Here is a 14,663-nt window from a genome sequence, read left to right as displayed (position 1 = left end):
AGCGGGCGCGCCCGTGCAAGCGGGACTTTCGGGGCCGCGCTCGGCCCGCTAGCCTGTGCGAGTGACCGATGGGCCCCTGAGCTTGACCAAAGTGACGGCGTCGATCGGCGGGGCGCTGCTCGCCGCGTCGTTCTTCTTGCCGCTGGTGGACGTGCGCGCCGGGGGCCCGGCGACGGCCGACGTGTTCGGGGTCGAGGCGATGCGCCGCCACATCGAGGGCTCGCGCGAGCTCGACAGCGTGAAGCCGCTGATCGCCCCGGCGCTGCAGCAGCTCGATTCGTTCGGCGCCGGACCCAGCCTGCGCAACCTCTCGCGCCTGGTGGCGGCGACGAAGGAGATCGTCGACACCGTGGTCGCCACCGGCGTGGCCCCGGCCGAGGCGCAGGTGGCATCGACGGCGCTCGGCACCACGCGCCTGGCGTTGTGGCTGGTGCCGGTGGTCGGCGCGTTCCAGGCCGTGATCCCGCTGCTGACGCGCTTTCGCGGCTACGCCGGCTTCTTCGGCCTCGTGGCGCGGTTCAGCTGCGGGCTCCTGTTCGTGACGCTGGCCCTGATCCCGCTGCTCGGAGCCCCGGAGGCGCGCCCGTTCCTCGGCTCCGCGGTCTACGCCGCGCTGTTCGGCGGCGGGCTGATGATGGTGGCCGGGGTGTGCGGGGTGACCCGCGACAATTTCGTGCTGGTGCTCGCGGCCCAGGCCGCCGTGTTCGCGGCGATGGTGTTCGGGCTGTGGTCGCTGGTCGAGGCGGCGCAGCGCGCGTTGTGATCGGGGGACATGTCCTGAGGGGCATGTCTTGAGGGAAAGGTCCTCGGGGGCATGTCTCGGAGGACGTGAGAAGTCTGCGCCGCGCCGGGGCGGTCAGAGGTCGGCGAGGAAGGCGGTGAGCTCGTCGCGGCGGGCCATGACGTCGCTGTAGCCGAGCTCGAGCAGGCGGCGGACGTAACCTGGCTCGAAGGCCAGGTACGAGAGGAGGTCCCAGCCGCGCTCGCCGGTGGCGCCGATGCCCCGCAGGAGGTAGCGGACGACCCGCGGGAACTCGTCGTACTGATCGACCGCCATGCGCCCGAGGTCCTGCGAGGGCTGGAGGGCCAGCACGGGGATCGCTCGCAGGCGGCCGGGGATGTCGGCGTGGCGCTCGAGCGGGACGTGGGCGATGGTCCGATTGATGCGCTCGAGCAGCTCGAGGTCGGCCTCGAGCGAGTCGAGGAAGACGGCGTTGAGCAGCACGCCGACGATGTCGGCGACGGCCAGGCGATCGCTGCGGGCCTCGTCGTTGAGCTGGAGCGTCTGGTCGCCGGTGCGGGCGTAGCGGATGCCGATCGCGAGCAAGCGGTCGGCGCCGAGGTGGATCGCCGGGCTCGTGGGCGCGTGCATGCGGACGCAGCCGTCGCCGTGGAAGGCGCCGTCGATGGCGACCGGCGGGAAGAACAGCGGGATCGCGGCGCTGGCGAGCACGTGCTCGAGGCGCACTTCGTGCGTCGCCCGAGCCGGTGCTCCGCACCCACGGACGGGCTTCGGCGTCGGCCTCGAAGAAGGTGACGGCGGTGCCGGTGAGATAATGGTGGCGGTGACCGCGAGTCCGCGCAGGCGGCCGGTGCTCAGGTGCTCGCCGATCCGCGTCAACGGCAGACGCTCGGCCAGCAGGCCGCGCAGCGGCGCGGTGTCGAGGAGGAAGTTGGTCGGGCTCGCGCCGAGCAGGCCGCCGAGGCTGAGGTCGCGCAGCCAACTGGAGCCGATCGCGGCCAGCCGCGGCATGTCGGTCCGGTAGACGTGGTCGGGCGTGAGCCGGTGCCAGAAGTCGCGCAGCATCCGGGCGGCGCGGGGGAAGTCGTCGGCGTGCGCGGCCAGGAAGGCGGCGTTGATCGCTCCGGCGGAGACCCCGGCGAGGACGCGGAAGGGCAGCTTGCGGACGCCGGCGAGCTCGGCCAGGGCGTGTATGGCGCCTGCCTGGTAAGCGGCTCGCGCTCCGCCGCCGGTGAGGACGAGCCCGTAGGTGGCCACGTCGGCAGGCTAGCACCAGGGCGTGACGTGCGGGCATACTCGCGAGCGCGTTGAACGACCCCACGAAGGCCGCCGAATCGAATGCGCACGGGCTGCGCGATGCGTTTCACCAGCACTTCGCCACGGTGCGAGCCGCCGCCCGCCTGTTCGGCATCCCGTCGTCCGTGCTCGACGACGTGGCCCTGCAGACGTTCGTGATGGCCCACGGGCGCGGAGAAGACCTGCGCGAGCCGGCGATCGCGCGCGCTCGGCTGGTCACGCTGACGCGCCGCGTGGCGGAGTGGTACCGCGAGGAGCTGCCGGCCTCGACCGTGGACGTGCCGACGGAGTTCCCCGGCGCCGACGTGTTGACGCGCTTCCTCGCCGGTCTCGCGCCGCAGGCGCGCGAGGTGTTCGTGCTGTCCGAGCTCGGCGGTCTGCGAGTCCCGGAGATCTCGGCCGAGCTCGGCGTCGGCTTCGAGACGGCGCGGGCGCAGGTGGTCGAGCTGGTGCGGGACTTCGCGGCGGCCACGGCGGTGGCCGGCGCCGAGGAGGTGCTCAACGATCTCGTGCGAGTGCTCGATCCGCCGCCGGTGCAGCGCGATCTGCAGCTGGCGGCGCTGGATGCTCGACTCGCGCCGCGGTCGCTGACGCCGGAGGGGGCCGAGCCGCCGCACTCGCAGTGGGTGATGCCGATCAGCCTGCGACGGGCCACGAGCGAGCCGCTGCCGGCGGCCGGGTCGGAGCTGGCGCAAGGGACAGGTCCTGCAGGGACAGGCGGGGATGGTCGCCTCGGGCGCGGGAGGCTCGGCGGCCGCGGGGACAGGCGCGGCGGGACCGGGCGGGTCGCTGCTCGAGGTGGCGGGGCTGAGCCCGGGGGGGCTGGTGGCCGGTGTGGCGCCGGGCGGGCCGGGGGAGGCTTTTGCCCGTGGGCCGGGTGACGGCCAGGTGGGCGAAGGGAGTGCGCCTGCAGCCGCGAGCGGGGCGAGTGAGCAGATGACCGGAGGGACAGGTGGTGCGTCTGCGCGGACCCCGTCGCCCGGGCTCGGCGCGAATGCGCAGATGACCGGAGGGACAGGCTCTGCATTGACGGGCGCGGCTCCGGGTGGCATCGGCCTCGGAGGTCCGGGTGTTGCGGCCAGCGCCGGGCCGGGGGCGAGCGGGCAGATGGCCGGAGGGACAGGTGGTGGGCCCGCGTGGGCACCGCCGCCCGCTGTCGGGGCGAGCGGGCAGATGGCCGGAGGGACAGGTGGTGGGCCCGCGTGGGCACCGCCGCCCGCTGTCGGGGCGAGCGGGCAGATGGCCGGAGGGACAGGTGGTGGGCCCGCGTGGGCACCGCCGCCCGCTGTCGGGGCGAGCGGGCAGATGGTCGGAGGGACAGGTTCGGCACCGAGCGGCGGCATCGCGGGGGCGCCGGGGAGCTGGCCTGCTCCGCCCGGGATCGGCGCGGGGCCGCTCGGGGCGAATGCACAGATGGCCGGCGGGACAGGTGGTGGGCCCGCGTGGGCACCGCCGCCCGGGATCGGCGCGAGTGGGCAGATGTCCGCAGGGACAGGTGCTGGACCGAGCGGAGCGGGGCCCGGTAGCTGGCCTGCTCCGCCTGGCAGCGGGCTGGGGGGACCAGGTGCTGTGCCGGGCGCGAATGCACAGCTGGCCGGAGGGCCAGGCGGTGTGCCGGCGGGGGGACCGCTCCCGGGGATTGGCGGGAGTGCGCCGGGGGTTGGCCTGCTCCGGCCGGCATCGGTCCGGCGGCGCAGAGCGCAGCGGGCGGGCCTTTGCCGGGGATGAATGCGCCGCCGGCGGGTGCACCCGTTTGGGGACCGCCTCCCGGGATTGGGGGGAGTGCGCCAGGAGGCTGGCCTGCTCCGCCCAACATGGGCTCGGAGGCTGGTCACGCACATGGGCCGGGCGCAATTGCACAGGGGGCAGGAGGGCCCGGTGCGGGGCTGGTGGCGCCTGCGGCGGCTGCATCGGGACCGCCAGTGGGTGGAACGCCGTCGCCCGTTGCGCCGGGCGGGGCGCCGATCGCATGGGGACCGGCGGGGAACCCCGGCACGCCCGGCATCGTGATGCCACCGCCGGGGGCTGGGCCGGGGAGTGCCGTGCCGGGGAGCGGGGCGCCGATCGTGGTCGGTGCAGCGGTGGCAGGGCATGCGGTGCCGCCAATGCCTGCGGAGACAGGTCCCTCGGGTCATCCTCCGGGAGGGTTGATGGCGCCGGGGACAGGTCCCTCGGAGCAGGTGTTGCCAGGGCAGCAGGGGGCGCCGCCGACCGCGGGCTCGCCGCCAGTGCCCCAGGGGGCGGGGGTGGCTCCCGGGACAGGTCTCTCGGGACAGGTGCCGCCGGGGGTGTTAGAAGCCCTTGGGACAGGTCCTTTGGGGCAGGTGTTGCCGGGCCAGCCAGGGGCGCCGTTGTCGCTGGTGCAGCCGGGGCCGATGATGGCCCCTGGGACAGGTCCTTGGGGACAGCCTCCGACAGGGCAACCGGGGGCGCTGCTTTCGCCTGGACAGCAGGGAGCAGCGGCTCCGGGGACAGGTCCTTGGGGACAGGCCGCGCCCGGGCCCCAAGTCGCGCCGCCGATGGGCGGCCCGCCCGGGCCCCATCCGTGGCGCCGAGCGGGGGACCGCAGGGACCCCAATTCGGGCCGATGGGCGGCCCGCCGGGACCCCGCTCGCGCCGATGGGCGGACCGCTCGGGCCCCATCTGGGCCGATGGGCGGACCGCAGGAATCTCAATCCGCGCCGATGGGCGGCCCCCCGGCACCCCAATTCGGGCCGATGGGCGGACCGCCCGGGCCCCATCTGCGCCGCCGAGCGGGGGACCGCAGGGATCTCACTCGCGCCGCCGAACCCGCCGCCGGGGCAGCAGGGCGGGGTCGTGGCTCCCGGGACAGGTCCGTGGGGACAGGTCCCGCAGGAATCTCAATCCGCGCCGCCGAACCCGCCGCCAGGGCAACAGGGCGCGGTGGTGGCTCCGGGGACAGGTCCCTGGGGACAGGTCCCGCAAGGGCCTCAGTTCGCGCCGCCGGCGGGGCAGCAGGGGCCGGTGGCAGCTCCCGGGACAGGTCCTTGGGGACAGGTCCCGCCGGGGCCGCAACCCTTCGCGCCGCCGATGGTGGGGCAGCCGCCAGGGCCGCCCGCGGCAGGTCCCTGGGGACACCCGCCGAGGCCGCAGCCGGCAGCGGCGGGACGGCCGGGGCCGCAGCGCTCGCGCTCGATCGTGGCCGACCTCGACGTGCCCGAGCGCGACCTGAACGAGCGGCCGCGGCGGCTGATGCCCGGGTCGATGGCGCTCGTGGTGGTCAGCTTGCTGGTGCTGGGGATCGCCGGCGGAGGCGGGTATCTGGCGTGGCAGCGGTCGCAGGCGCCGGCGAACATCGAGCCGACGCTCGAGCCGGAGACGACGCCCGAGCCGGTCGCGCCGCCGCCGGCCGTGGGGCCCGAGGCTGTTCCTTCGCCGGTCGGTCCCGACCCGACGGGGCGACACCGGGACCGGCGACGCCGGGACCGACGACGCCGGGACCGACGACGCCGGGACCGACCACGACACCGACGCCGACGACGCCCGGACCGACGACGCCCAAGCCGACCACGCCCAAATCCGACAAGCCGGGCAAGACGGGGACCTCGTCGACGCCGAAGAAGCCGCCGGCCGAAAAGGCGGACTCGGGCACGAAGTCGGGCTCGGGGGGCACCAAGAAGGTGGAGAAGGTCGAGAAGGCCGAGGACCCGCTGGCCAAGCGCAAGGAGCAGGCGGACGCGGCCGATCCGGGCCGCGTGCTGGTCGAGCTCGAGTACCTCAGCGCCATCGACAAGGCGCTGAAGGCGGGCAACTGGGCCCAGGCGCTGGCCTACGTCGAGCAGCACGACAAGGAGCTGCCGGGCGGGCAGCTGGTCGACAAGTTCGACGAGCGCCGGATCCGCGCGCTGTGCGGGATGGGGCGGACCAGCGAGGCGCAGGCGAAGGTCACGCAGATCCTGGCCAAGCGCCCGAGCTCGAAGGTGAAGACCGCGCTGGCCGAGTCCTGCAAATGACAGCACCTGGGCGCGAGGCCCGATGAGGACATGTCCGCATGGACATGTCCTCCAGACCCTATGTGAGCGGCGCCGAGCGGTCGTCAGCGGGCGGGCCCATGGGCCTGTCCGGATGGACATGTCCGGTGGGTCCGATGTCAGCGGCGAGGGTCGTCGCCCGAGCGTCGTCGTCGGGCAGCGGACACGCCCGGGGGGTCCCATGCGGCGAGGGTCGTCGTCCGCGTTTGTCGTCGGCCCGGGGACATGCGCGGTGGGTAGGGCGAGGGTCGCCGACGCGCGGCTGTCGTCGGCAGGGGACATGTCCGGGGTTATGATGTGAGCGGCGATGTGGCCGGCGGGGGGTGTCGTCACGTTGTCCCAAGGGGCATGTCCGAATGGACATGTCCTCCAGGTCCTATGTGAGCGGGGCTCGGCCGATGCTGCTCTGGCCGATCGCGGCATGACGGGGCGGCCAGGGGTCGACTATCGGCGGGCGCTCCGCCGGCGATGGCAATGGGCGTCGTGGGGCGCTCGCCTGGGCGCGGCGACCAAAAGAAAATCGGAGCCGCGCGGACGCTGCTCCGATTTCAGCGGGAGGGGCTCAGGCGCGGCGGCGGGTGGCGGCCGGCTTGGCCTCGCCGGCGCCCTCGCGCGTCTGGGCGGGCTTGGCGTCGGGGAGCTTGCCCTGCAGGTCCTTCATGAGGTCGCCGAGGCTGCCGAGGCCCTTGCCGCCGCCGGCGCCCTTCTTGGCCTCCTTGGCGAAGGTCTTGAAGGCCGAGCGCTCCTCGGCGGCCGCGACGCCCTGAATGCTGAAGCGGAGCTTGCCCTCGCCGCCGCCGCGGCCGAGGACGACCACCTCGACGTCCTTGCCGACCGGGAAGGCGCGCTTGGGGTCGGCGTTGGGCGGCAGGCCGAGCTCGCTGGTCGGGACGAGGCCGCGGCCGATCTCGGTGTCGACGAACACGCCGAAGTTGGTGACCTGGCCGACCTTGCCCGGCAGCACCTGCTCGACGGCAGCGCTGGGGGCGGACTCGGTCGACTGATCGGCCGACTTCATCGACAGGCTGATCTTGAGGTCGGTCGGGCTGGTGCCGCGCGGCTCGACCGCCAGCACGCGCACCTTCACGGTCTCGCCGATCTTGATCACGTCGGCGATCTTGTCGACGCGGCCGTGGCCGAGCTCGGAGATGTGGACCATGCCCTCGATGCCGCCGAGGTCGATGAAGGCGCCGTAGGGCTGGATGGTCTGGACGATGCCCTCGAGCTCGGCGCCGACGACGAGGCGCTCGCGCACCGCCTTGGCCTGGTTCTCGCGCTCGTCCTTGAGGACGGCCTTGCGCGAGACGATGACCGAGCGGCCGCCGTCGCGGATCTCGATGACCTTGAAGAACTGCTTGGTGCCGACGAAGCGCTCGAGGTCCTGGGCGAAGCCGAGGTCGACCTGCGAGGCGGGGCAGAAGGCGCGCACGCTGCCGAGCTCGACCTCGAGGCCGGCCTTGACCGCCTTGGTGACGGTGGCCTCGACGGGCACGCCGCTCTGCAGCGCGAGCTCCAGCGACTGGGTGTCGATGCCGCCCTTGCCGATGGCGACCACCAGCTGGATGCCGTCGCCCGAGACGGACGCGACGGTGGCTCGCAGCTTGTCGCCGACCTTGACCTTGAGGTTGCCTTCCTTGTCGAGGAGCTGGGCGCGTTCGATCCGCCCCTCGCTCTTGGCGCCGATGTCGAGGAACACGCTGTCGGCGCCGATCTCGACCACCGGACCCTCGACGAGCTGTCCGGGCGCACGCGCTTGCTCAGCCTGGCGCGCGTCTGCGCACCCTGGGCTTCAAACATCGCGGCGAAGTCTTCATCTTGCTGCTGGGCCATGGGGGGCCAAGCTTGGCAAAGCCGACCCCGCGGGACAAGGGCCCGGCCTCACAAGACGGCGGCTTCGCGGCGCGCCGTGAGCCACGCACCTAGCCGGGGCGCTTCTTGCCGGGGGACTTGACCTCGAGCACGGGCGAGATGGGCTTGAGGTCGGGGAACGGCGGCAAGCTGTCGGTGACGGTGAGCGGGCGCCAGTTTTGGACCACGTCGATATAGCCGTCCAGGGTCAGCCGGATCTCGTGCGAGCGGTTGTCGCCGACGGGGACGGTGATCTCACACGGCGACTTGCACTGGAAGGCGCCGTCGACGTGGACGCTGGCGCCCTCGATGTTGGCCTTGATGAAGGCGCGGTTCTTCGGCAGGCCCTCGGAGCCGATCGGCTGCGCTGCCTTCGCCTCGGCCGGGGACGTCGCGTCGTCGCCGGCGCGCTCGTCGCCGCCGCGGAAGATCAGCGCGATCCCCACCAGCAGCACGGCGACGCCGACGCCGATGGCGATAAACAGGTTGCGGTTCGACTCCTGCGGCGGCAGGGCGCCGTTCATCGTGACCCGCTGCGGCGTGCCGACGGCCGCGAACGGCCCCGTGTGCTGGTTGCTGAGCTCGGGGATGTGGACGACGCGGCCCTCCTCGGCGGCGCGCACGGCTCCGATGGCCTGACCGACGAGTTCGGCGAACCGGCCGGCGCTCTGGATCCGCTTGGTGCGGTCCTTGCGGAGGGCGAGCTGGAGCAGCTTGGCGGTGAACTGCGAGCCGTTGCGCGGGGTCGGGACCTTGGCGCGCACGTGCTTGAGCATCGTCGCCATCGGGCTCTCGGCCGAGAACGGCGGCTTGCCCTCGATCATCTCGTAGAGGATGCAGCCCAGCGAATAGATGTCGGTGCGGTGGTCGAGGTCCGTCCCGTTGCATTGCTCGGGGGACATGTACTGCGGCGTGCCGAACACCTCGCCCGCGCGGGTGAGCCGCATGGCGTCGACGCCACCGGCGATGCCGAAGTCGAGGACCTTGACCACGGTGCTGACGCCGACGGTCTCGATGAAGATGTTGTCGGGCTTGAGGTCGCGGTGGAAGATGCCGTTCTCGTGGGCCTCGCTGAGGCTCTCGGCGATCTGCTTGGCGAACTGCAGCGCCTGCAGCTCGGGGATCTTGCCCTGCTCGAGCCGCTCGCACAGGCTGGTGCCGGTGAGCAGCTCCATCACCATATAGGGCCGGCCGTCCTCGCACTCGCCGTGCTCGAACACGCGGATGGTGGAGGGGTGGCGCAATGGGCGGTGACCTCGAGCTCGCGGCGGAAGCGGATGATGAACTTGCTGTCGGTGAGGCACTCGCGACGGACCAGCTTGATCGCTACCCGGCGATCGACGCGGTGGTCGTGGGCCTCGAACACGACGCCCATGCCGCCCTCGCCGATGACGCCGAGCAGCTCGTAGCGGCCGTTGATGACGCGACCGACATCTTCGTTGAATGAGACCTCGAGCGTCGACGAAGACGCGGCGCTGTTGGCCATCTCGCTCTTGTTCAGCGAGGCGTTCGCGGGGCGGCTCTTCGGAAGCGGGGGCATTCGTCGACTGGCTCGGGAGTGTATCGTCTTGGCCGCCACGCCACCATCGGCGCGAGGAGTAGGCTCGATTCGCGTCTCCGGCGAAATCTCCGCCCGCCGCAGCGAGCGGGGGCGCCGCCACTCAGGTGCCGTGGAAGCTGACGAACGGGTCGGCAGGGCTGCTCTGGCCGGCCTTGAGGTCGAGGTGCAGGTGATTGGCGTGTGCCCGGTCGTGATCCGGTGTAAGCAGGGTGTGTACGAGCCCGCCCTCGGTGGCGACGCAGACCAGGCCGAGGAGGAGCTCCGAGGCCGGGGCTCCCGCCGACGGTGATGCTCCGGGCCCGCGCTCTCCCGGCCCCGGGCAGCGCCGCAGCGTCCGCCGCGGATAGTGGTCCTCGACCGTGGCGGCCGCGTCACTCCCACGTCGCACGGCGTAAAGATCGAGCGCGAGGCCGAGGTTGTGCTGACTCTTCGGCTTCTGCTGCACGATCTTGCCCCGGCGCAGGGCGGAAAAATACTGCACCTCGGTGACGCCCCGGGCGTGCAGCCACTCGGCGAGCGGCACCACAGCGGCGACCAGGCGACAGTCCCACATGCGTGGGCGTCGCGCTCGAGATCGGAGCTCCACGGGATCGTGAAGGCGACCCCCGCGATCGAGCCCCGCAGACGCACGGGGATCGCGACCTCGGGCGCCTCGTCGCGATCGAGGGCGACGAACTCGACCTCGCGCTCGCGCAAGTAGTCGTGGCAGCGCGCGGCGCTCATCGCCATCAGCGCGGTCGCGTCGGGGCCCGCGGTGGTAGCGGTCGGCGTCCACACGGGCGCCGGCGCGCGCGCCGGCTCGGGGCGCGCCTGCGTAGCCGGCCGCGCAGACGGACGCGCGGCCGTCGGTCGCGGTTGCGCCTGTCCCGGAGGACCTGTCTCCTTGCACCTGGCGCTTGCGACCTGTACCAGAGCTCGGTCGCCGGCGTAGCCTTGCGGGCAGTCGGGCGGGCGGACGGCGGGCAGGCGCCAGCGCGGGGCGTTCGACCAGCCGAGCCGCCCGCTGCCGGCGGCGTCGGCGTTCGTGGGTACGAGCAAGGCGCCGAGCAGCGCGACCCTCAGGGTGGTCATAAAGGCGCTTCTGTGTGCCGATGTCATACCTGGGACGATTGTGAGGCAAGCCGCGACCTCAAGCAAAAAAACCCGGCCCGGGGCTCTCAGGTCGGGCCTAAGCTGACCGCCGAGGTCGCCCGGAAGCCATGGCCAGCGTCGATCCAAAGCAAGCTACCCCTGTAAACCCGGTTGCGAACGCAGAAAATGAGCGCTACGTCGCGCGCCACAAGATCCGCGTGGTGACGGCCGCCGCCCTGTTCGACGGTCACGACGCCGCGATCGGCGTGATGCGGCGGGTGCTCCAGGCGGGCGGCGCGGAGGTGATCCATCTCGGGCACAACCGCGGCGCCGAGGAGGTCGTCGACGCGGCGATCCAGGAGGATGCGCAGGCGATCGCGGTCAGCTCCTACCAGGGCGGCCACATCGAATACTTCAAGTACATGGTCGACCTCCTGCGCGAGAAGGGGGCCGAGCACATCACGGTGTGGGGCGGCGGCGGCGGCGTCATCGTCCCGCGCGAGATCGAGGAGCTGCACGCGTACGGGGTGCGGCGCATCTTCAGCCCCGAGGACGGGCGACGTCACGGGCTCACGGGGATGATCGACATGATCCTCGCGGGCGCCGACTTCGCCACCGCGCCGGCCGATCCGCTGGCCGAGCTGGCGGCGCTGCGCGAGCCCGGGGCGTTGACCGCGGCCGATCACAAGAGTCGGCTGGCGCGCTTGATGACGGCGGTCGAGGCCGCGGTCGCGGCGGGCGGCGAGCAGCCGCTGCTGACGGCGCTGCAGGCCGACGCGGGCGAGAAGCGGGCGCCGGTGCTCGGCATCACCGGCACCGGCGGCGCGGGCAAGTCGTCGCTGACCGACGAGCTGCTGGCGCGCCTGCTGCGTGACCACGCCGATCGGCGGATCGCGGTGGTGTCGGTCGATCCGACGCGGCGGCGCACCGGCGGCGCGCTGCTCGGCGACCGCATCCGCATGAACGCGCTGCGCGATCCTCGAGTGATGATGCGCAGCCTGGCGACGCGCGCGGCCGGGGTCGAGCTGTCGCGGGCGACCGACGACATCGTCCGGCTGCTGCAGCGCGTCGGTTACGATCTGGTGATCGTCGAGACGTCGGGCATCGGCCAGGGCGACGCCGAGGTCACCCGAATCGCCGACCTCTGCCTTTACGTGATGACCGCGGAGTACGGCGCGCCCAGTCAGCTCGAGAAGATCGAGATGCTCGACGCGGCGCAATTCATCGCGGTCAACAAGTTCGAACACAAGGGCAGCAAGGACGCCCTCCGCGACGTCCGCAAGCAGGTCCGGCGCAACCGCGACATCCCGTATTCGGTGGCCGACGACAAGCTGCCGGTGTTCGGCACCGTCGCCAGTCGATTCTTCGATCGCGGCGTCAACGGGCTGTACGCGGCGCTGTGCGGGGCGCTCAGCGAGCGGCGGCCGGACGCGCCGTGGGTGTGCTCGATCCCCGCGGAGCTGCGGGCGGTCGTGTCCGACATCAGCGATTTGATCCCGTCGGAGCGTCAACATTACCTGGCCGAGATCGTGCGACAGGTCCGCGGATACAAGGCGCGGGTCAAGCGGCAGGTCCAGCTGGCGCGCGAGATCGGGGCGCTGACGACGGCGCAGCGCCTGCTGGCCGACGAGGCCGACGCGTCGGCGTTCTCGCGCAAGCTCGAGGAGCTGCGCGGCCAGCTCGACTCCGACACGCGGCGGGCGCTCGAGGAGCTGCCCAAGCTGTTCGCGGCGTATCGCGAGCCGGAGTTCGTGGTGAAGATCCGGCAGTCGCAGGTCCGCTATCCGACCCAGGTGCAGACGCTGTCGGGCACGCTGCAGCCGCGCGTGGCGACGCCGCGCGACGACGAGCCGGGGGCGCTGGTGCGGTTCGGACTGCTCGAGAACCTGCCGGGCTCCTTCCCGTTCACCGGCGGCGTGTTCCCGTTCAAGCGCGAGGGCGAGGATCCGAAGCGGATGTTCGCCGGCGAGGGCGGGCCGGCCCGCACCAACGAGCGCTTCCATTACCTGTCGGCGGGCGAGCCGGCCAAGCGGCTGTCGACGGCGTTCGACTCGGTGACGCTGTACGGCTGGGACCCCGACGAGCGGCCCGACGTGTTCGGCAAGATCGGCGAGAGCGGTGTCAGCATCTGCACGCTCGACGACGCCAAGCTGCTGTATCAGGGCTTCGATCTGTGCGATCCGGCGACGTCCGTCAGCATGACGATCAACGGGCCGGCGCCGATCCTGCTGGCCTTCTACATGAACACCGCGATCGATCAGCAGGTCGAGCGCGAAGAGGCGAAGCTCGGGCGCGCGGTCACTGAAGCGGAGCGGGCGGTCATCGCCGATCGCACGCTGCAGGTCGTGCGCGGCACGGTGCAGGCCGACATCCTCAAGGAGGACCAGGCCCAGAACACCTGCATCTTCTCGATCGAGTTCGCGCTGCGGATGATGGGAGACATCCAGCAGTACTTCATTCAGAAGAAGGTGCGGAACTACTACTCGGTGTCGATCAGCGGCTACCACATCGCCGAGGCGGGGGCGAACCCGATCACGCAGCTGGCGTTCACGCTGTCGAACGGGTTCACGTTCGTCGAGTACTACCGGGCCCGCGGCCTCGGCGTCGACGACTTCGCGCCCAACCTGAGCTTCTTCTTCTCGAACGGCCTCGACAGCGAGTACACGGTGATCGGCCGGGTCGCGCGCCGGATCTGGGCCATCGCCATGCGCGACCTCTACGGCGCCGACGAGCGCAGTCAGAAGCTGAAATATCACATCCAGACGTCCGGCCGTTCGCTGCACGCGATGGAGATCGACTTCAACGACATCCGCACGACGTTGCAGGCGCTTTTCGCCTACTACGATCACTGCAATAGCCTGCACACGAACGCGTACGACGAGGCGATCACGACGCCGACCGAGGCGAGCGTGCGGCGGGCCATGGCGATCCAGCTCATCATCACCCGCGAGCAGGGCCTGGCGAAGACCGAGAACATGCTGCAGGGCAGCTATATCGTCGAAGAGCTGACCGAACTGGTGGAGGAGGCGGTGCTCGCCGAATTCCTCCGACTCGACGAGCGCGGCGGAGTGCTCGGGGCGATGGAGCGGCAATACCAGCGAGGGAAGATCCAGGACGAAAGCCTGCTCTATGAACAGCGCAAACATTCGGGCGATCTCCCGATCATCGGAGTGAACACCTTCATCAACCCCAACCGGACAGGTGACGAGGAGGCGGCCGGCCTCAACTTGACCCGCGCGAGCCACGCCGAGAAGACCGCTCAGATCGACCGTTTGCGGGCGTTTCAGGCCCGTCACGCGGAGGCGGCACCCGCGGCGCTCGAGCGGCTGCGGCAAGTCGCGTTGTCGGGTGGCAACACTTTCGCTGCGCTTATGGAGACGGCACGAGTCTGCAGTTTGGGACAGATCTCCAGGGCGTTGTTCGAGGTGGGCGGCGAGTATCGTCGCTCGATGTGAGGACTGAGGATGCAGGTCAGGTGGGATGAAATTGCCTGTGAGTGTGCAAATAGATTCCATCGTGTCCAAAGTCTTGTGCTAGCCTAACGGCCATGTCCAAGTACGACGTGTCCCTGGTGTCCGCGGTCGAAGGCCGTAAGCGCCAGATCCTGGTGGATCTGCTGCGCCAGAACTCCGAGCTGACGCTCGGCGAACTGCATCAATTGTCGAAGGGTGAGCTGGGCAAGCTCCTCAGCTCGATCACCGTCCAGGATCTCTTGAACCCCGAGGGCGCCGCCCGCGAGCCCGCGACGATCGTGGCACCGCGTGCCGGTCGCCCCGGGCGGCCCGGCCGCAAGCCGGTGGCGAAAGCGCCCGCCGAGTCCCGCCCCGCCAAGGACAGCGCCGCGGCGCCCGCCAAGGCCGGCAAGGGCGCCAAGGCCGAGCCCGCTGCCGAGGTGAACACCCGCACGCCCACGGGCCGCGAGGCGTTCGACAACAGCGTCTTCGAGGCGCTGAAGTCCATCGGCGGTCCGGCCGGCGCCGGCGAGATCCAGCGGCGCGTCGGTGGCACCAACATGCAGGTCCGTTCGGCGGTCAACCGCCTGATCGAGGCCGGCCAGGTGACCTGGACGGGCAAGGCCCGCGGCACCCGTTACCGCGTCGCCTGAGCACAACGGTCCCTTCGTACCGCTGGAGCCGGTCGCACTGTCGCCACG

The 14,663-nt window shown here is 71.6% G+C and carries 11 protein-coding genes; 5 read left to right on the top strand and 6 right to left on the bottom strand.

What is annotated here, in order from left to right:
* Positions 1 to 82: 82 nt before the first annotated feature.
* Positions 83 to 763, top strand: a complete 681-nt coding sequence (locus tag OV079_RS13620; protein WP_267768836.1) for a hypothetical protein — start codon at positions 83 to 85, stop codon at positions 761 to 763.
* Between the two features lie 93 nt (positions 764 to 856).
* Here the strand turns inward: OV079_RS13620 and OV079_RS13615 are convergent, their stop codons facing one another.
* Positions 857 to 1,999 carry a patatin-like phospholipase family protein gene (locus OV079_RS13615; protein ID WP_267768835.1) on the bottom strand — a complete coding sequence of 381 codons (1,143 nt, stop codon included), beginning with the start codon at positions 1,997 to 1,999 and terminating at the stop codon, positions 857 to 859.
* Positions 2,000 to 2,049: 50 nt separating this feature from the next.
* On the opposite strand from OV079_RS13615, the gene OV079_RS13610 reads away from it, so the two are divergent.
* The gene (locus OV079_RS13610; protein WP_267768833.1) at positions 2,050 to 2,919 is read left to right on the top strand and encodes a sigma factor-like helix-turn-helix DNA-binding protein; all 870 of its coding nucleotides are present in this window, start codon (positions 2,050 to 2,052) and stop codon (positions 2,917 to 2,919) included.
* A 2,070-nt stretch (positions 2,920 to 4,989) separates the two neighbouring features.
* Here OV079_RS13610 and OV079_RS13605 read toward each other — a convergent pair.
* The gene (locus OV079_RS13605; protein ID WP_267768832.1) at positions 4,990 to 5,355 is read right to left on the bottom strand and encodes a hypothetical protein; all 366 of its coding nucleotides are present in this window, start codon (positions 5,353 to 5,355) and stop codon (positions 4,990 to 4,992) included.
* Positions 5,356 to 5,679: 324 nt separating this feature from the next.
* On the opposite strand from OV079_RS13605, the gene OV079_RS13600 reads away from it, so the two are divergent.
* Positions 5,680 to 6,012: a hypothetical protein gene (locus OV079_RS13600; RefSeq protein ID WP_267768830.1), complete on the top strand. Its 333-nt coding sequence runs from the start codon at positions 5,680 to 5,682 to the stop codon at positions 6,010 to 6,012.
* A 580-nt stretch (positions 6,013 to 6,592) separates the two neighbouring features.
* Here OV079_RS13600 and OV079_RS13595 read toward each other — a convergent pair.
* From OV079_RS13595 to OV079_RS13580, 4 genes are all read right to left on the bottom strand, one after another.
* Positions 6,593 to 7,750: a 30S ribosomal protein S1 gene (locus tag OV079_RS13595; protein WP_267768829.1), complete on the bottom strand. Its 1,158-nt coding sequence runs from the start codon at positions 7,748 to 7,750 to the stop codon at positions 6,593 to 6,595.
* A gap of 199 nt (positions 7,751 to 7,949) precedes the next feature.
* Positions 7,950 to 9,098 carry a serine/threonine-protein kinase gene (locus tag OV079_RS13590; protein WP_267768828.1) on the bottom strand — a complete coding sequence of 383 codons (1,149 nt, stop codon included), beginning with the start codon at positions 9,096 to 9,098 and terminating at the stop codon, positions 7,950 to 7,952.
* A complete protein-coding gene (locus OV079_RS13585; RefSeq protein WP_267768826.1) occupies positions 9,053 to 9,418 on the bottom strand; it encodes a hypothetical protein in 366 nt (121 codons plus the stop codon). The genes OV079_RS13590 and OV079_RS13585 overlap by 46 nt, the downstream gene beginning before the upstream one ends.
* A 121-nt stretch (positions 9,419 to 9,539) precedes the next feature.
* Positions 9,540 to 9,992, bottom strand: coding sequence for a hypothetical protein (locus tag OV079_RS13580; protein WP_267768825.1), 453 nt, complete (start codon positions 9,990 to 9,992; stop codon positions 9,540 to 9,542).
* Between the two features lie 646 nt (positions 9,993 to 10,638).
* Here OV079_RS13580 and icmF point away from each other — a divergent pair.
* Positions 10,639 to 13,965: a fused isobutyryl-CoA mutase/GTPase IcmF gene (gene icmF / locus OV079_RS13575; RefSeq protein WP_267768823.1), complete on the top strand. Its 3,327-nt coding sequence runs from the start codon at positions 10,639 to 10,641 to the stop codon at positions 13,963 to 13,965.
* Positions 13,966 to 14,057: 92 nt separating this feature from the next.
* Positions 14,058 to 14,615, top strand: coding sequence for a hypothetical protein (locus tag OV079_RS13570; RefSeq protein ID WP_267768822.1), 558 nt, complete (start codon positions 14,058 to 14,060; stop codon positions 14,613 to 14,615).
* Positions 14,616 to 14,663 lie beyond the last annotated feature (48 nt).

The organism is Nannocystis pusilla, from assembly GCF_026626665.1.
Lineage (GTDB): Bacteria > Myxococcota_A > Polyangia > Nannocystales > Nannocystaceae > Nannocystis > Nannocystis pusilla.
Note: the sequence above shows the minus strand (reverse complement) of the source record. Positions and strands in the feature narration are given on the sequence as shown.

Coding starts and splice junctions, on each gene's coding strand:
- OV079_RS13570 (WP_267768822.1), top strand. CDS start 14,058: ATGTCCAAGTACGACGTGTCCCTGGTGTCCGCGGTCGAAGGCCGTAAG.
- icmF (WP_267768823.1), top strand. CDS start 10,639: ATGGCCAGCGTCGATCCAAAGCAAGCTACCCCTGTAAACCCGGTTGCG.
- OV079_RS13580 (WP_267768825.1), bottom strand. CDS start 9,992: ATGTGGGACTGTCGCCTGGTCGCCGCTGTGGTGCCGCTCGCCGAGTGG.
- OV079_RS13605 (WP_267768832.1), bottom strand. CDS start 5,355: ATGTTCGCCGGCGCCTGCGACCGCTGCCACGCCAGATACCCGCCTCCG.
- OV079_RS13585 (WP_267768826.1), bottom strand. CDS start 9,418: ATGCCCCCGCTTCCGAAGAGCCGCCCCGCGAACGCCTCGCTGAACAAG.